This is a genomic window from Exiguobacterium sp. NPDC077395, assembly GCF_050269125.1.
Taxonomy (GTDB): Bacteria; Bacillota; Bacilli; order Exiguobacteriales; family Exiguobacteriaceae; genus Exiguobacterium; species Exiguobacterium aestuarii_A.
Window position 1 is genome coordinate 1,940,502 of the sequence record NZ_JBNNHU010000001.1, and the last position, 15,654, is coordinate 1,956,155.

Below are 15,654 nucleotides of genomic sequence, written 5' to 3' on the forward strand. Positions count from 1 at the left end.
TTATTCCTCCAATAATCCTTCGATTAACTTTTTTCCGATGGTTTCGTCCGGTTTCACGCCCGTCCATTTTTCGAACGAGAGCGCGCCTTGCCCGACGAACATGGCTACCCCTGTCACAATGATGGCCCCGCGATGTTTCGCTTCACGAAGCATCGGGGTGACAAGTGGACGATATATGATATCACAAACGACCGTGTTTTGTCGTAGTCCTTCTAATGAAAGTGGTGTCGAGCTCTTGTCCATGCCGACAGAAGTGGTCTGAATGATGACCCCATATTGCGAGACGTCGACCTTTTCGAACGTCGTGTACGTGACATCGAACACGTCTGCGAGTTCTTTTGCCCGTTCGACTGTCCGATTGACAATCGTCACCTGACGCGTCGGTAGTGCCTGTACGATTCCACGCGCAGCCCCACCTGCACCGATGACGAGGACTTGTCCTGTCCAATCGGTGAACGGTGTCAGTGCTTGAACGAGCCCTGCACCGTCTGTATTCGTTCCGACAAGGCGTCCGTCTCGCTTATACACCGTGTTGACAGCACCGGCAAGTTTCGCTGCCTCATCGAGTTCATCGACGTAACGAACGACTGCTTCTTTATACGGAATGGTGACGTTGAATCCGTCCCATTCTCCGTCCCGCATCGCTTCGAACAGTGCTGATAAGTCGCTCTTCATGGCGTCAATGGCCTCATAACGCCCGAAAAGCCCAGACGCCCTCAACCACTGCTCGTGCAGCTGGGGAGAGAGCGAATGAGCAATCGGGTGGCCGATGACAGCCAGATTCATACGAGCGCCTCGCGGAGTGTGACTGCGACGCCTTTCGGAGCCCAAGCCGCAATGCGACCGCCTTTACCGTGAATCGCGACCCATCCGAGGCCACTGAACACGATGTCTGTCTTCACACCGTCTCGTAAGCTGAATTCATGGCGTACGAGTGGTGGTAAGATTTCGAGCGTCTTCTCGTTCGGTGGATTGAGCATTTTCCCAATATGCTGGTCATAGAGCTCATCCGCGCGTTCGAGTTTCGTACGGTGTGCTTTCAACTCGTTTGACATATAGATGACGAACGATCGTTTATTGCCTTCCAAGTAATCCAAGCGTGCCAAACCGCCAAAGTAGAGCGTCTGTTGCGGGTTTAATTGGAACACATGTGGCTTGATTTCTTTTTTCGGCGTAATTGTCTTCAAATCTTTCGCATCGACGTAATGCGCCATTTGATGACGGTTGATGATCCCTGGTGTATCGTACAAGTTCGCATCATCATCGAGTGGGATGTCGATCAAGTCAAGCGTCGTTCCCGGGAAATGACTGACGGTGATGATGGCTTCATCCTCTTCACCGAAACGCTTGATCACCTGGTTGATGAGTGTCGATTTCCCGACATTCGTACAACCGACGACAAAAACGTCTTTGCCTTTACGGTAATATTCAATCTTCTCCGCGAGTTCATCGATCCCGTGTCCTTTTTTCGCACTGATCAAATGAACGTCAATCGGGTTCAAACCGAGCTCTTTCGCTTCCGCCTTCATCCAGTTCGCCATTCGGTTCGGGTTGACGGATTTCGGCAACAAGTCTACCTTGTTCCCGACTAAGAGGACCGGGTTCGACCCGACTGAGCGTTGTAGGCCCGGGAGCCAACTGCCATTGAAGTCGAAAATATCGACAATCTTGATGACGAGTGCCTCTTTAGAACTGATGCCGTTCAAGATGCGCAAGAAGTCATCATCTGACAACTCGACATCTTGGACTTGGTTATAATGCTTTAATTTGAAACAACGTTGGCAAATGACGATTTCTCGGTCAAGTGCCGATTTTGGTGCATAGCCGACCCCGTTCGGGTCTTCCGTTTGGATGGCTACGCCGCACCCAGCGCAATATCGTTTAGTTTCTTCCATAGTTGTGCTTACTGCCGTTCAGGTTTCCCCTTCTTCATTCGCCGTAGCACCTCGCTGCTACTCCTGAAGCGTTAATTCCGACGCCTTGGTCGCCGTACATGGGCAGCCTCCTTCTTCCTGTGCGTTCGAGGTCTTATTCATCTTTTTTATGTGAATCTTTGGAATGTGGATGCATCGCTTCGCCGATTTTTTCAGCAACCGCGACTTTCGCCCGCTGTGCGTCGACAGCAATCTCTTCCACTTTTTTCGTGATCAATACATACTTCCCGCGACGCTTCATATGTGCGAAGACAACCTTCTCAAGCATCCGGTTGAATTTCGTGACGAGTCCGTCCGTTTTAACGACCGGTTGAACGTGGATGACATGGATGCCAGCCATATTCGCACCGAGTACGTCCGTAAACAACTGATCCCCTAAGAAGATGGCTTCCTTCGGTGAATAGCCGTATTTTGCGAGCGCCTCTTTGAAACCGGATGGTAACGGCTTCTTGGCACGAGCGACATAATGAAGGCCAAGCGGCTCCGTAAACGTTCGTACACGGTTCTCGTTATTATTTGATACGACAATCACATCGAAACCGTATGATTTCACTTTTTCAAGCCACATCAATAAAAGCTCAGGCGCATGCGGAACGTCCCACGCCACGAGTGTATTATCAAGGTCGGTCAAAATGACGCGTACCCCACGGTCTTTCAATTCTTGTAAGTCGATGTCAAACACAGTCGCGACGAACTGTTTCGGATAAAGTCGATTAAACACGTAAAATTCCTCCAATTAGCTAAACGATTCAACTACTTATACAAGTATTGATATCCCTTCTATCGTAAACGAAAACCGACCAAACGACTAGTCTATCGTTCGGTCGGAAGAAAATTGATACAAAATTAGTTGGATTTGATCGTCCCGATGACGTCACCGAGTCGAACCGGGCCCATTTTTTCATGGTCCATTTGAATCGCATCTTTCTCAAAACAAAGCACGACCGTCGAACCGAATGAGAAGTATCCGACTTCTTGCCCCTTTTCCGCTTGATCGCCCTCGAGCGTCCACTCAATCGTGTTCACGTTCAAGGCACCGACCATGATATGCTCATACGTCCCAGCTGGACTGTCAAAACGTGTCACACGACGGTAGTTACGAGAGAGGGGTCTCACCGTCTCCGTCAATCCAAGCTCGTTTACGGGTGCCGAGCGGTCCCCAAGTTCGTAGTGACTGAGCACGCGACCCGAGAGAGGCGTATGGACGCGGTGATAATCGCGCGGGCTGAGGTACAGGACAACGACCGTTCCACCTGCATAACGTCTCGCCTCTTGTTGAGAACCAAGTAATTCCGCAAGTGTATACGACTGACCTTTCACCTCAAAACGGCTATCCTCTGAGATCGATTCGATGACCGATAACTTTCCGTCACACGGTGAAACGAGTGTCTCGGAAGACTCATCGATCGTACGCGCTCCCGGTTTCAAGTGACGGGTAAAGAACGCATGCAGTGATGGATACGCAGCAAGCGGTTGTTCTGCTTCCTCCACCGCAATGTTATACACTTTGGCAAATGAAGGAATCAAGTGGCGACTCACGCTTGATTCCGCAAAGCGTTTCAGGCGTGTGGCAATCCAAGGCGAGGCGTTCAACTCAAATAACGTTTGGTAGAAACGACGCTTCATTCCTCTTTTGCCTCCTCATTTTTAAAGAATGTTTCGTATTGCTGTTCAGAAACCGCACCTTCAATGCGACCAACTTCTTTTCCATCTTCGAATCGGATGATTGTCGGTGTTCCATTGATGCCGTATGTTTCCCATACGTTATGGTCTGCCAAGTTGATTGAGACCGCATCGTATTCTTCGATGAGTGGTTCGACATACGGTTTCACTTGCTCACAATATTCACAACCTGTTTGCCAGAAGTAAGCGACAACCTCACCGTCCTGGTCTAACTGTTGCTGCAATTCGTCTGCAGTGACGGCATTGACGCCCTCTTCTTCATTGGCTCCGTTTAAAAAGAACAACAGACCGATTCCGATGACGATAATCGTTCCGATGATGGCGAACGTGATAAAATTCGCGCGTTTTTCAGGGTTTTTCATATGCATGATCCTCCTCTTATGTTAGATAAAGAAAAAAGACTGACTCATGCACGAGTCAGTTTGATTGTAGACGGCTTACTTCTCTTGTGCAACGTCGCTGATTCCCATGTCTTGGTTTAAGACATCGAGAAGTGCAACGAAGATTGTGATGGCCACGCCAAATCCTGTCGCGAGCATCGCGTTGAACTCTACACCATCAACAGCAGAAATGATAAACACCGCTGTATTTGAGAGCACAATCGCCCAGATCAATGTCACTAAATAACGCATTGAACGTCCCCTCCATCTCACAGATGATTCGTAAAAATTCATACGACATTAGTATAGCATTGTTCGAATGGAATATGCGACTTCGATTGTATATTCTTTCCGTATAATCGAAAAATGTGATACGGTCGTAGAAACATCATTGTGAAGAAAAGAGGATGACTGATGTCACGTTATTTAATCGCAGTTGATTTAGATGGAACGTTATTAAGAGATGATAAAACCATTAGTGAACGAAATCTCCGCGCCCTTCAAGCGGCACGTGAAGCTGGTCATGAAGTCATGATCGCGACAGGGCGTCCAAAGCGCCATTCCATCATGTACTATGAGCAAATGGGATTGACGACTCCGCTCGTCAATTTCAACGGTGCCCTCGTGCATCATCCGAAAGATGCGAATTATGCGGTCACACACCGCCCGATTCCACTCAAAACCGCACACGATATCATAGAAGAGGTCGCCGATACGAAAGCCCATAACATCGTCGTCGAAGTGACCGACCACGTTTATTTCCAAAAAGACCCGCAAGAGTTTTACAGCCCGTATGCAGAACGTGCGCTCAGCGTCACGTCTGGTAACTTGTTGACGCACTTGCAAGATGAGCCGACGTCACTATTGATTCACGCGACAAAAGACCACGTGGCGCACGTCCGCTCGCAGCTTGACGACATTCATGCCGAGGCCGTATTGAACCGTCAATGGCGCATGCCGGAGCACATGATTGAAGTCATGAGCAAAAACACGTCGAAGGCACTCGGACTCCAGGAAGTCTCGAAACATTTGAACATCGACCGGAAACAGATCATCGCTTTCGGTGATGAAGAAAACGACCTTGAGATGCTCGACTATGTCGGGACAGGTGTCGCGATGGGGAATGCCATCGACCAACTGAAAAACGTGGCCAATGAAGTGACGGCTTCAAATATGGACGACGGGATCGCCCTCTTCCTAGAAGAACGCCTTGGGATCAAGTCATAACGAAAGCACCGACCTAGAAAAGTCGGTGCTTTTTGTAATTCGTCTACTTTTTAGCGACGGAACGTACCTTCGACGTCCTCTGTCGGCAAGATATTGATCCAAACGGATGGGTCTGCATCTTTACAAATCCGTGTGATTTCACGAACCTCGTGTCGTTGTGCGACCATCATGAGCGTTGCTTTCTCGACTTTCGAGTACGTGCCGATTGCCGGCATGAGCGTGATGCCACGGAACACGTGTTGATGCAATTCTTTCGTGACTTCATCTGGATGGTTCGTCACGATGAAGAGCGTCTGACGCTGCGTATTCGTATAAATCTCATCGATGACTTTTGATGTCACATACAAGAAGACGATCGTGTAGAGCGCTGTCGGCCATCCGAACAAGGCACCTGCTGCGAGCGCGATCATCATGTTCATCAAGAAGAGGTAAACACCGACCGAGTTGTTCGTGAATTTCGCAAGAATCAACGCGACGATATCAAAGCCTCCCGTCGAGGCACCGTACCGAATCGTAATCCCCGATCCGATCGCCAAGAGCACACCGCCGAATACGGCGTTCAATAGCGGGTCGTCCGAGAGGAGCTGCGATTGCGGAAGCATACGAATGAACAACGTAACCGAGGCGACACTGACAAGCGTATGGATCATCATATTCCGCCCGAGCATAAAATAACTGACGACGAGCAGTGGTGCGTTCAGAATAAAGAACCAGAGTCCTTCCCCTAGTTCAAACGGTGTACCAGCTAGTAGTGCTGTCAAGATTTGGGCAAGGCCCGTAAATCCTGTCGAATAGACGCCGGCTGGAATTAAAAATAATGTCATGGATAAGGCAACGAACAATCCTCCGATGATCGAGACAACCCCGATTCGTGTATGTTCTTTAACGGCTTCCGTCAAGCTTCAACTCCCCTTTCTCAAAATAGCTAAGAATCAAGATAACATAGATTATTCATGCTGCATACAGCAAATATGCAGGAAATCCGATAAGTTTTTCATACAAAAACAAGCCGACCTCGGTCGGCTTGTTCGTATGAAGCAATTGGTCACGCTTTCACTGTTTCAATTGTAATCGATTCATTCGCAGGAACCGTTACTGCATTTCCATACACGTGAAGCGTTACATCTGTACCACCTGTTTGTTGGATTGTCACTTGTTCACGTGATGATGTGACCGTCAAGTGATGGCCACGCCAGAGCATGTTGAACGAGTAACCGTTCCAGTCCTTCGGAATCATCGGGCTGAACGAGAGGTGATCCCCTTGGATGCGCATGCCTGCGAAACCATGAACGATGGACATCCATGAGCCGACCATCGATGTGATGTGCAACCCATCTTCTGTATCGTTGTTGTAGTTGTCGAGGTCAAGACGTGCTGAACGTTGATACAGTTCAACTGCTTTGTCCTCATACCCGACTTCTGCCGCAATGATTGAATAGACACATGGTGACAAGCTCGACTCATGAACCGTGCGTGGCTCATAGAAATCGAAGTTCGCACGTTTCTGTTCAAGCGTGAAGCGATCACCAAACGTGTAGAGTCCTTGAAGGACGTCCGCTTGTTTGATGAAGTTTGAGCGGAGGATGCGATCCCACGACCAGTTTTGGTTAAGTGGAAGATGTTTCGGGTCGAGGTCCTTCACCAAGATCTGCTCTTTATCCATGAAGCCATCCTGTTGCATGAAGACATCTGGCACGAGGTCATCTTTTGGATAGTACATCTTCGTTTGGATATCCGCCCACTTCGCAAGTTCGGCGTCTGTGATGCCAAGTGTCGACACGAGCTCTTCGAGACGTGCAGGTTCTGCTTCTTTCAAGTAGTTATACACTTCTTGCGTGTACTCGAGCGTCCACGCGGCGATCAAGTTCGTGTACCAGTTGTTGTTGACGTTGTTGTCGTATTCGTTCGGACCTGTGACGCCTAGGATCATATACACGTCTTTGTGTGGCACAAAGTTGACGCGGCTAGCCCAGTAACGCGAGATTTCGACCAATACTTCAAGTCCGTATTGTCCAAGGTAAGACTTGTCGCCTGTGAAGTTCGTGTAGTTGAAGATCGCATGGGCGATCGCACCGTTTCGGTGAATTTCTTCATGCGTGATTTCCCACTCGTTGTGGCACTCTTCCCCGTTCATCGTGACCATCGGGTAAAGCGCACCTTCCATACCGACATTCTTCACAGCGTTCTCTTTTGCTTGTGGCAATTGATTGTGACGGTATTTGAGCAAGTTCCATGAGACCTCTGGTTTGGTCGTCGCCAAGTAGAAGTGGAGGCAATAGGCTTCCGTATCCCAATACGTCGCACCGCCGTACTTCTCGCCTGTGAATCCTTTCGGTCCGATGTTGAGACGCGAATCTTCACCTGTATACGTCTGATACATGTTGAAGATGTTGAAACGGATTCCTTGTTGCGCTTCGATATCTCCATCGATTCGAACGTCCGCATCTTCCCAACGTGCGAGCCATGCTTCCGTCTGTTCAGTGAGAAGCGTCTCAAAGCCCTTTTCAAACGCCGCTTCGACGCGTTTCATCCCTGCAGATTGAAGGTCTTCAATCGCATGGTCGCGGTTCGTCACGACAGATACATATTTATAGGCTGTCGCTGTCTCGCCAGCAGTCACATTGACCGTGAATTTGTTCGCCACGAAGAGGTCTGTCGCTTCGAGCACTTCGCAACGAGCGCCTTCTACGTCCGCAATCATCGATGCCGTAACGTGCCAATCGAGTTTTTTCGTCTTCGTCGTCACGAAACCGAAGCGTTCTTCGATGCCACGGTCAACCGGGAGCCAGAACTTCTCATCGTAGTTCGAATCTTCGTTCTCGACATCGCCGTCTAAGTATGGTGTGAACTCGATTTTCGCTTCGTAGTTCACCGGTGTGACGTTGTAACGAATCGCTAATACTTCTTTGTCGACGATGGAGAAGAAACGGACGACTTCTACGTTTGTCTCTTCTGTCCCGTTCATCAATGTGAACGTTCGCGTGAGGACACCACGCTGCATATCCAGTTCACGTGTAAAGTCCTTCACGTCCCATTTCGCCAAATCGACAGGTGTCCCATTGATCGCGACGCGTAGACCGATGACGTTTGTCGCATTCAATACTTTGGCAAAGTATTCAGGATATCCGTTCTTCCACCAACCGACACGTGTTTTGTCCGGGTAATAGACGCCCGCCACATAGAATCCTTGGTGCGTATCATTCGAGTAATCTTCCTCGAAATTTCCTCGCATTCCCATGTGCCCGTTTCCGAGCGATGTGATCGATTCAGCAAGACGGTTTTCTTTCGGGTGAAGACCTTCTTCTGTTACTTTCCATTCATCGACTGCAAACAATCGTTTCATCTGTCTGCCACTCCTTTTTCTCTACAAGGCTACCTTCGACGGACAACAAGTTCATGCAACCGTTTGTCTATGAAAGCGCTGTATTTAATCTCACCTTTCATTTTACACAACTGAAGAGAGAATGCAATCGTTTGCATAAAACTTTTTCTTTCTTTTTTTCATCACATTTTTAAACAAAAAGACTGCCTCTCGCGGAGACAGTCTTAATGGGTCATCACTTTTGATTTTCTTCATCCTCACCGAACGCCGCATTCGCCTCATGCCCTTCGAATAGAGCGCTCCGACCATCATTGAACCCCGTATCAGGTTCATCGATGACGAGCACATATCCGCCTTGTTTCAATTGTGCATGTGCTCGCTCCACCTCATCATCTGAGATGCCTAAATCGTGTAGCGCCTGTTTCATATCTTTGCCCTGACTTGTATCGTCCTGAAGGTTGTCTAACCAAGACGCGTCACCATTTTCCACGTTTACGTTCGTCTCATGTTTGAGCACATGGACAGCGTCTTTCTGTTCGGTCACGACATATAATTCTCCCTCATCGTAGCCATTTTCATTCAGTTCGTTCATTTTAGAAAGCAGGCTCTCTTTCGTATCGTATGTTCCGACAAATCGTTTTTCACTCATCTCAATCCATCCTTTCAATTTCAATCCGTTCGTGAGAAATGTTCCCCACTTCAGATAACTTCAATCAACAGGATATGCAAAAGACGACCTCGCTCCTCGCGAGACCGTCTAGACGATTAAGAATTTGATTCGAGCGTCTCCGCTTTACTCTTTTTTTGTCCACATGATTGGCGGACGACCAAATAGTGTGGAACGATGACACGTTTTCCGTATGGTGGGGCATTATCGCTAATTTGTTCAATCAAGCAATTCGTCGCCTCAAAGCCGAGACCGAAAATGTTGATCTCGACCGAAGTGAGCGGCGGGTTCGAGTGTTCGGCGATATACACGTTATTGAAACTGACGACAGCCACATCTTCAGGAATCTTGAGTCCCATCTCGCTGAGTGTACTGATGACCCCGAGTGCCATCATGTCATCACTGACGACGACAGCTGTCGGTGGCTCTTCATTTTGAAGCAGTTCACGGACGGCTTTTGCGCCACCCTTCGTCATGAACTCGGCTCTTGCGATATAGTCCTCACATACCGGGATGCCCGCTTCCATGAGAGCCGTCGCGTATCCGTTCCGGCGGTCTTGTGTCACGGCGAGTTTGTCCGATCCCCCGATGAAGGCGATACGTCGGTGACCTAGATTATAGAGGTGCTTCGTCACTTCGCGTCCGGCCAAATAGTTGTCCGTATCGACGTACGTAATCGAAGAAGCGTCCCCGAACGGCTTCCCGACCACGACGAACGGAAACTTCGTCTGACGTAGATATTGGACGACTTGGTCGTCTTCACGTGAATAGAGGACGATGACACCGTCGACACGGCGTCCCTGTACCATCTCGATCACACCCGACAATACCTCTTCTTCTGTCACACCGGTCGTCATATAGAGTGAATAACCGTTTTGGTGCGCCTTCGTACTGATTCCTCGCAACACTTCTGGGAAGAATGGGTTTTGAAGCGTCTTTGTTGCCGCGCTCGGCATGACGAGACCAATCGACTGTGTCGAGCGGTTGGCAAGACTTCTCGCATGAATGTTCGGATGGTAACCGAGCTCTTCCATCGAGCTTCTGACTCGTTCTTTTGTCTTCTGACTGATTCTTGGGCTGTTGGCGATGACGCGAGATACCGTCGACGGCGCGACGTTCGCGTGCTTCGCAACATCTTTAATTGTGATTTGCATGGTGTTCCCCCCTGCTTCCGTGAATTCAATTCGTGCCTTTCGGCGTGTCATATCTTTATTTGCGACGCTTCCACATGACCAAACCTGTCAAGAAAATCGGAATCGTGACAACGATCAACCCAATCATCCACGGATTTACCGATGACTCCTCAACGATGTAAGCGTTCGCACTTTCGCCAGATAGTTCAATTGTAAACGTTCCGCGTTGATCTGTGACCAGTTGTGAGAATAATAGACCACGAAGTCTTGTATCTTCCCCGATTTCACTGACCTCGATCTCAATCTCTCGATCCTCACTGTTCATGTTGATCGCATATAACGCGACGTCATCTCCGTCTTTCCGTTCGAAGACGGCCATTCCATCCTCCGATGCAATCATACGCTGTTCACCTGTCGCAAACACAGGATACTCTTCACGCATGCGGTTCATCGTTGCGACGTATTCGTGTAACTCTTCATTTCCCGGGAATTCAGTCATGACACGGTTCGCCGGGTCGGCTCCACCTGTCTGTGCATTTTCTGTCCCTTGGAAGACGATTGGCATACCCGGTGACGCATAGAGTGCGAACAACCCAAGACGTAACCGTCGTTCCGCCGATTCCACACCGCCGAGTTCAGCCATATGCATGAACCGTTCGACATCATGGTTATCGAGGAACGTCGCCATCTGATTCGGGTCGTTAAAAAACGTTTCGGCATAACTTGCGGCAACATCGATTTCATCGACGTTCGCCTGCTGTTGCGTCATCGTTTTTGATACCCGGTCGTAGAATGTAAAGTTCGTGATGCTGTTGAATCCAAGGTCGTCATATTGCGCGACATATTGTGGGTCCGGGTCAAACACTTCAGCGAGTAAGTAAAAGTCTGGGTCGACCGACCGAACACCTTCGACAAAGTCTTTCCAGAACGCCTTATCGACGTGACGGACCGTGTCGAGGCGATAGCCATCGATGTCCGTCTCTTCAATCCAGTACTTCGCCGCGTCGATCAAATACGATTTGACTTCCGGATCCTCTGTTTTAAAGTCCGGCAAATCGAATAACCAGTGTGTCTCGACTTGCTCCTGGTCTTTCCAGAACACGATCGGCAGCTGTTCGTGGAACCATTCCGGTTTTTCTTCCACCCATGGATGGTTCGGGCCGACGTGGTTGACGACGAAGTCGAGAATGACTTTCATGTCTCGTTTGTGTGCTTCCTCGACAAGTTCTTGTAAGTCCTCTTTCGTCCCGAATTGCGGGTCGATGTTATAAAAATCCTTAATCCAATACCCGTGATAGCCGTCCGGCATATTTTCAAAAACGGGTGTCAACCAAATCGATGTGAAGCCGAGTGACTCGATATAATCGAGCTTTTCGATGACCCCACGGATATCTCCGCCATGAAACGCTTTCGGATCATCTTTGTCGACTTGCTCATTGTTGTCCGGGTTCCCGTCAACAAATCGGTCGACCATAATAAAATACATGCGTTCTTGTTCCCAAGTAGCAGCTTCCTTTGCACCGACGACGGTCGGAAACAAAAGAAGCGACAGGAGCACGAGCACGACGCCTCGCCTCATATCGCTTCCTCCTTTTACGAGTATTATCCTTTCGTACCACCCGCTGTAAGGCCAGAAACGAAGTAGCGTTGGAACATGAAGAACAAGATGACGATCGGAAGGGCTGAAAGAACCGCACCCGCCGCGAATAACGTGAAGTTATTATCGAACTGTTTCGAAATCATGTTGTAAAGACCAACTGCCAATGTTTGTTTCTCTGGTGAACGAAGGACGAGCGATGCCAAGATAAAGTCGTTGAATGGTCCCATGAAGTTAAAGAGAGCAATCGTTGCGACAATCGGCTTCGCAAGTGGCAAGATGATTTGCCAGAAGATTCGGAGGTGACCTGCACCATCCATGCGAGCAGCTTCGTCAAGTTCTTTAGGAATCGTGTCGAAGTACCCTTTCGCCAAGTACGTGTTCATCGGAATCGCACCACCCGCATAGAGCAAGATGAGCGCTGTATGTGTGTCAAGAAGGCCGAGCATGTTGAGCAATACATAAATCGCGATGATCGCAACGAACTGTGGCACCATCTGAAGGACGAGGAACAAGACGAGTGAGTTCTTGCGTCCGACGAAACGGTAGCGTGAGAAAACGTAACCAGTAATCGTCACCAAGACGACTGAGAGTGCCATCGTGATGAAAGCGATTTTCAACGTGTTCACATACCATAAACTATAATCCGAAATCGTTAGGTCAAACAAGTTTTTATAGTGAATAAACGTCGGGTTCGCTGGAATAATCGTTGACGTAATCGTACGCCCCGGGTTGAATGATGTACCGACAACCCAAAGCATCGGATAGAGAATGATGATCGACGCAAGCGTCAAGATGACATACGAGATCGCCAAATTGATTCGTTTTTGTTTTTTCATATCAGATCATATCCTCGTCTTTGAAAGATTTTGTCCGACGGAACTGGATCACGGCAAGTGTCATGATGAAGAATGACAAGATGAGTGTAATCGCAGCCGCAAGTCCGTATTGCGGGTTGGCACCGAGAGACAATTTGTAAATCCAAGAAATCAAGATGTCGGTACCGCCGGCCGTTTGTCCAGGTACAGCAGGGCCACCGCCATTAAAGAGATAGATGATGTTGAAGTTGTTAAAGTTGAACGTGAACTGCGTGATCAAGATCGGTGCAGTCGCGAACAAGAGCATCGGCAATGTGATCAAGCGGAACTTATCAAAGATTGTCGCTCCGTCAATCGTTGCCGCTTCATACAAGTCACCAGGAATCGACTGAAGGACTCCTGTCATGAGCGTCATGATGAACGGGAAGCCGAGCCACCATTGAATGAGAACGAGTGCTGTTCGTGTAGCTGTCGGATCGGTCATCCAGTTGACTGGGTCAAGACCGAGTGCCGGCAAGATTGTCGTATTGAACACCCCGAACGATTCGTTGAACATTGAACGGAAGATCAAGATCGTGATGAATGCCGGAACTGCCCAAGACAAAATCAAGATTGAACGGAACAAGCGACGGAAACGAAGACCTTCTTGGTTCAAGAGTACCGCAAGGAAGATCCCAATCGCGATGACACCTGTCGTTGAAGCGACCGTCCAGACAAGTGTCCAGCCGAGTACCCCGACGAACGTGTCACGGAAGATATCGATTTCAAAAATACGCGTGAAGTTCTCGAATCCGACCCATTCGACGAGTTTCGCTGGTGGTGCGTTGTTATAGCGATAGTTCGTGAAGGCGATCAAGAACGTAAAGATCAATGGAAGAATAACTGTAAACACTAACAAAATGAGTGATGGGATTAACATTAAGTATGGGAATCCATGGTCACGCAAGTTGCGAAGTTGCATTTGGAACGATGGAAGGTTTAGATGCTGATCACGAGCGCGACCGACACGATAGGCGTCACGAATGTTCCAAACATAGAACGCGATTCCGAAGAAAAGTAAAATTAACGCGACAATCCCCTCGACCATCAAGAAGATGGAGTGGTCGTTACGAGGTCCTGGCACTTCACCAAGCGTGATCAATCCCCAAAGTCCTCCACGGTCACCTGGTCCGGCGCCCGCCCCTTTGAAAAATAGATCATAGTTTACGGCAAAATAAGATACGACGACGATAAAGAACGCTACCGCCTTCGCGTATTGTTTGTTATATAACTGTCCGAGTCCCGGAATGATGGAAAGTAGTCCCGCGTTCCGAGCATGGTTTGTAGGCTTGTCCGGGCGTTGGTCCGGTGTTTTAGGGTTCGCAATTGCAGCCATCCTCAGTTTCTCCTTTCGATTTGAGCAAATCAATCAAGCAAACGTTTGCTCAATGCTAGAAAATGAGGGGGAACGCCATGTGGCGCACCCCGTCATTTCAATTCCTTATTGGTTGTTTGCTTGGATTTGTTGCTCGATGACTTTCACTGCATCGTCTGCAGATTTTTGTGCATCTTGTTTACCAGTCGCTACAAGCTGAAGTGCTTGTGCCATTGGCTCCCAAACTTGTCCCATTTCAGGAATGTTCGGCATTGGGATTGCGTTTGTCGCTTGGTCGAATACCGCTTTCGCAACTTCGTTCGACGTGATTGTTTCGTTCGACTCGAGTGCTGCTACTGGTGGGATCTCGTTGTATGCTTCAAACATTGCCAATGCATTTTCTTCATTCGTCAACTCTTGAAGGAACATTTCAGCCCACTCTTGGTTTTCTGTGTAAGCTGAAAGGGCATATGTTTTCACACCCATGAACGTCTTGATTGGCTCACCGTTCGGAAGTGTTGGCATTGGAGCCGCTCCGAGGTTTACGCCTGCATCTGTGTAACCAGCTACAGCCCATGGTCCGTTCATGACTGAATGTGCTTTCTTCTCAGTGAAGAGTTGGTCCATCGCTTGGCCACCAGACTCACCGATCAATCCTTTAGGGAAGAGGCCTTCTTCGTACCATTTACCGATGTATTCGAATCCTTCAACTGCGCCTTCGTTGTTCAAACCGATGTCAGATGGGTCGAGTGCGCCACCGTCTTCTTTGAACACGTATCCGCCGAATCCAGCGACAACACCGTGTGCGAAGTAGAAGTTATCCCAAAGTGCGAGGAATCCATACTCCCCATCAGCTTTCACATCGTTTGACAACTTGTAGAGGTCGTCCATTGATGCTGGAGCTTCAGCCATCAAATCTTTGTTGTACATGAGAACTGGTGTCTCAACTGATTTTGGATATCCATAAGCTTGACCATCGAACATGACAGCTGATTTCGCAGCGTCTGTGAATGCGTCAAGTGATCCTTCGTCAGCGATTGGAGCCAAGTGACCTTGGTCAGCGATTGTACCGATTTGGTCGTGCGGTACGAGAACGATGTCTGGACCTTTACCAGCTGGACCGTCAAGCGCAAGCTTGTCTTTTTGGTCTGTCATCTGTACTTCGACGACTTCAACTTTTACGCCATGTTCTTCTTCGAACGCCTTCGCAACTTCTTTCGTTGTTTCAGACTTTTCGATGTCTTCCCAGATGACGATCTTTTCAGGTTTGTTCTCGCTTGAAGAACCACCTTCGTTAGAAGATCCGTTGTCTGTTCCGCCACCACATGCAGCAAGTGCACCGAATGCGAATACTGCTGTTGAAAGTCCTGCTACCATTTTTTTCATCTTCATGATGAAAAACCTCCCCAAGGAAATAGTATGGTCAGATTTGCGCAATCGCACGACCACGTCAATTTTAAAACTCCGCTACGAAATTGACACGGTAGTGAAAACGTTTGCATCCTCACCTCAATTTTTATTATACATTTGTGAAAGCGT

The 15,654-nt window shown here is 48.6% G+C and carries 15 protein-coding genes; 1 reads left to right on the forward strand and 14 read right to left on the reverse strand.

The genetic code is table 11. From position 1 onward, the window contains the following. The 6 genes from aroE to ACQKD4_RS09985 all read right to left on the reverse strand — a co-directional run bounded on the left by aroE (nucleotide 1) and on the right by ACQKD4_RS09985 (nucleotide 4,249). Complete coding sequence (gene aroE, locus ACQKD4_RS09960) at nucleotides 1-786, reverse strand: shikimate dehydrogenase (RefSeq protein ID WP_427373197.1); 786 nt, start codon at nucleotides 784-786, stop codon at nucleotides 1-3. After that, on the reverse strand, nucleotides 783-1,895 hold the full coding sequence (gene yqeH / locus ACQKD4_RS09965; RefSeq protein ID WP_015880995.1) for a ribosome biogenesis GTPase YqeH: 1,113 nt from the start codon (nucleotides 1,893-1,895) through the stop codon (nucleotides 783-785). The genes aroE and yqeH overlap by 4 nt, the downstream gene beginning before the upstream one ends. Before the next feature lie 133 nt (nucleotides 1,896-2,028). Continuing rightward, nucleotides 2,029-2,655, reverse strand: a complete 627-nt coding sequence (locus ACQKD4_RS09970; RefSeq protein WP_427373198.1) for a YqeG family HAD IIIA-type phosphatase — start codon at nucleotides 2,653-2,655, stop codon at nucleotides 2,029-2,031. Nucleotides 2,656-2,780: 125 nt separating this feature from the next. After that, nucleotides 2,781-3,560 (reverse strand): phosphatidylserine decarboxylase, encoded by a 780-nt coding sequence (locus tag ACQKD4_RS09975; RefSeq protein ID WP_427373199.1) that lies wholly within the window; start codon nucleotides 3,558-3,560, stop codon nucleotides 2,781-2,783. Further along, nucleotides 3,557-3,979 (reverse strand): thioredoxin family protein, encoded by a 423-nt coding sequence (locus ACQKD4_RS09980; protein WP_427373201.1) that lies wholly within the window; start codon nucleotides 3,977-3,979, stop codon nucleotides 3,557-3,559. Before ACQKD4_RS09980 ends, ACQKD4_RS09975 begins: the two co-directional genes overlap by 4 nt. A gap of 75 nt (nucleotides 3,980-4,054) precedes the next feature. Then, complete coding sequence (locus tag ACQKD4_RS09985) at nucleotides 4,055-4,249, reverse strand: YjzD family protein (RefSeq protein ID WP_074032676.1); 195 nt, start codon at nucleotides 4,247-4,249, stop codon at nucleotides 4,055-4,057. A gap of 162 nt (nucleotides 4,250-4,411) precedes the next feature. Between ACQKD4_RS09985 and ACQKD4_RS09990 the strand changes: the two genes are divergently transcribed. After that, nucleotides 4,412-5,224, forward strand: coding sequence for a Cof-type HAD-IIB family hydrolase (locus ACQKD4_RS09990; RefSeq protein WP_271305198.1), 813 nt, complete (start codon nucleotides 4,412-4,414; stop codon nucleotides 5,222-5,224). 50 nt (nucleotides 5,225-5,274) lie between these two features. Here ACQKD4_RS09990 and ACQKD4_RS09995 read toward each other — a convergent pair whose 3' ends face one another. The 8 genes from ACQKD4_RS09995 to ACQKD4_RS10030 all read right to left on the reverse strand — a co-directional run bounded on the left by ACQKD4_RS09995 (nucleotide 5,275) and on the right by ACQKD4_RS10030 (nucleotide 15,507). Beyond that, the gene (locus tag ACQKD4_RS09995; protein ID WP_074032674.1) at nucleotides 5,275-6,123 is read right to left on the reverse strand and encodes a YitT family protein; all 849 of its coding nucleotides are present in this window, start codon (nucleotides 6,121-6,123) and stop codon (nucleotides 5,275-5,277) included. 146 nt (nucleotides 6,124-6,269) lie between these two features. Beyond that, nucleotides 6,270-8,567 carry a glycoside hydrolase family 65 protein gene (locus ACQKD4_RS10000; protein WP_214785370.1) on the reverse strand — a complete coding sequence of 766 codons (2,298 nt, stop codon included), beginning with the start codon at nucleotides 8,565-8,567 and terminating at the stop codon, nucleotides 6,270-6,272. 214 nt (nucleotides 8,568-8,781) lie between these two features. Next, nucleotides 8,782-9,195 (reverse strand): general stress protein, encoded by a 414-nt coding sequence (locus tag ACQKD4_RS10005; protein ID WP_427373202.1) that lies wholly within the window; start codon nucleotides 9,193-9,195, stop codon nucleotides 8,782-8,784. Between the two features lie 116 nt (nucleotides 9,196-9,311). Then, the gene (locus ACQKD4_RS10010) at nucleotides 9,312-10,367 is read right to left on the reverse strand and encodes a LacI family DNA-binding transcriptional regulator (protein ID WP_214785373.1); all 1,056 of its coding nucleotides are present in this window, start codon (nucleotides 10,365-10,367) and stop codon (nucleotides 9,312-9,314) included. A gap of 55 nt (nucleotides 10,368-10,422) precedes the next feature. Continuing rightward, a complete protein-coding gene (locus ACQKD4_RS10015) occupies nucleotides 10,423-11,925 on the reverse strand; it encodes an alpha-amylase family glycosyl hydrolase (protein WP_214875221.1) in 1,503 nt (500 codons plus the stop codon). A gap of 23 nt (nucleotides 11,926-11,948) precedes the next feature. Then, entirely contained in the window at nucleotides 11,949-12,782 is an 834-nt protein-coding gene (locus ACQKD4_RS10020) for a sugar ABC transporter permease (RefSeq protein ID WP_214696113.1), read from the reverse strand. Nucleotide 12,783: 1 nt separating this feature from the next. Continuing rightward, nucleotides 12,784-14,136 carry a sugar ABC transporter permease gene (locus ACQKD4_RS10025; RefSeq protein WP_074032667.1) on the reverse strand — a complete coding sequence of 451 codons (1,353 nt, stop codon included), beginning with the start codon at nucleotides 14,134-14,136 and terminating at the stop codon, nucleotides 12,784-12,786. Nucleotides 14,137-14,241: 105 nt separating this feature from the next. Then, the gene (locus tag ACQKD4_RS10030) at nucleotides 14,242-15,507 is read right to left on the reverse strand and encodes an extracellular solute-binding protein (protein ID WP_337874666.1); all 1,266 of its coding nucleotides are present in this window, start codon (nucleotides 15,505-15,507) and stop codon (nucleotides 14,242-14,244) included. Nucleotides 15,508-15,654 lie beyond the last annotated feature (147 nt).

Coding starts and splice junctions, on each gene's coding strand:
- ACQKD4_RS10020 (WP_214696113.1), bottom strand. CDS start 12,782: ATGAAAAAACAAAAACGAATCAATTTGGCGATCTCGTATGTCATCTTG.
- ACQKD4_RS10010 (WP_214785373.1), bottom strand. CDS start 10,367: ATGCAAATCACAATTAAAGATGTTGCGAAGCACGCGAACGTCGCGCCG.
- ACQKD4_RS10025 (WP_074032667.1), bottom strand. CDS start 14,136: ATGGCTGCAATTGCGAACCCTAAAACACCGGACCAACGCCCGGACAAG.
- ACQKD4_RS09990 (WP_271305198.1), top strand. CDS start 4,412: ATGTCACGTTATTTAATCGCAGTTGATTTAGATGGAACGTTATTAAGA.
- ACQKD4_RS10030 (WP_337874666.1), bottom strand. CDS start 15,507: ATGAAGATGAAAAAAATGGTAGCAGGACTTTCAACAGCAGTATTCGCA.
- ACQKD4_RS10005 (WP_427373202.1), bottom strand. CDS start 9,195: ATGAGTGAAAAACGATTTGTCGGAACATACGATACGAAAGAGAGCCTG.
- aroE (WP_427373197.1), bottom strand. CDS start 786: ATGAATCTGGCTGTCATCGGCCACCCGATTGCTCATTCGCTCTCTCCC.
- yqeH (WP_015880995.1), bottom strand. CDS start 1,895: ATGGAAGAAACTAAACGATATTGCGCTGGGTGCGGCGTAGCCATCCAA.
- ACQKD4_RS09975 (WP_427373199.1), bottom strand. CDS start 3,560: ATGAAGCGTCGTTTCTACCAAACGTTATTTGAGTTGAACGCCTCGCCT.
- ACQKD4_RS10000 (WP_214785370.1), bottom strand. CDS start 8,567: ATGAAACGATTGTTTGCAGTCGATGAATGGAAAGTAACAGAAGAAGGT.
- ACQKD4_RS10015 (WP_214875221.1), bottom strand. CDS start 11,925: ATGAGGCGAGGCGTCGTGCTCGTGCTCCTGTCGCTTCTTTTGTTTCCG.
- ACQKD4_RS09985 (WP_074032676.1), bottom strand. CDS start 4,249: ATGCGTTATTTAGTGACATTGATCTGGGCGATTGTGCTCTCAAATACA.
- ACQKD4_RS09980 (WP_427373201.1), bottom strand. CDS start 3,979: ATGAAAAACCCTGAAAAACGCGCGAATTTTATCACGTTCGCCATCATC.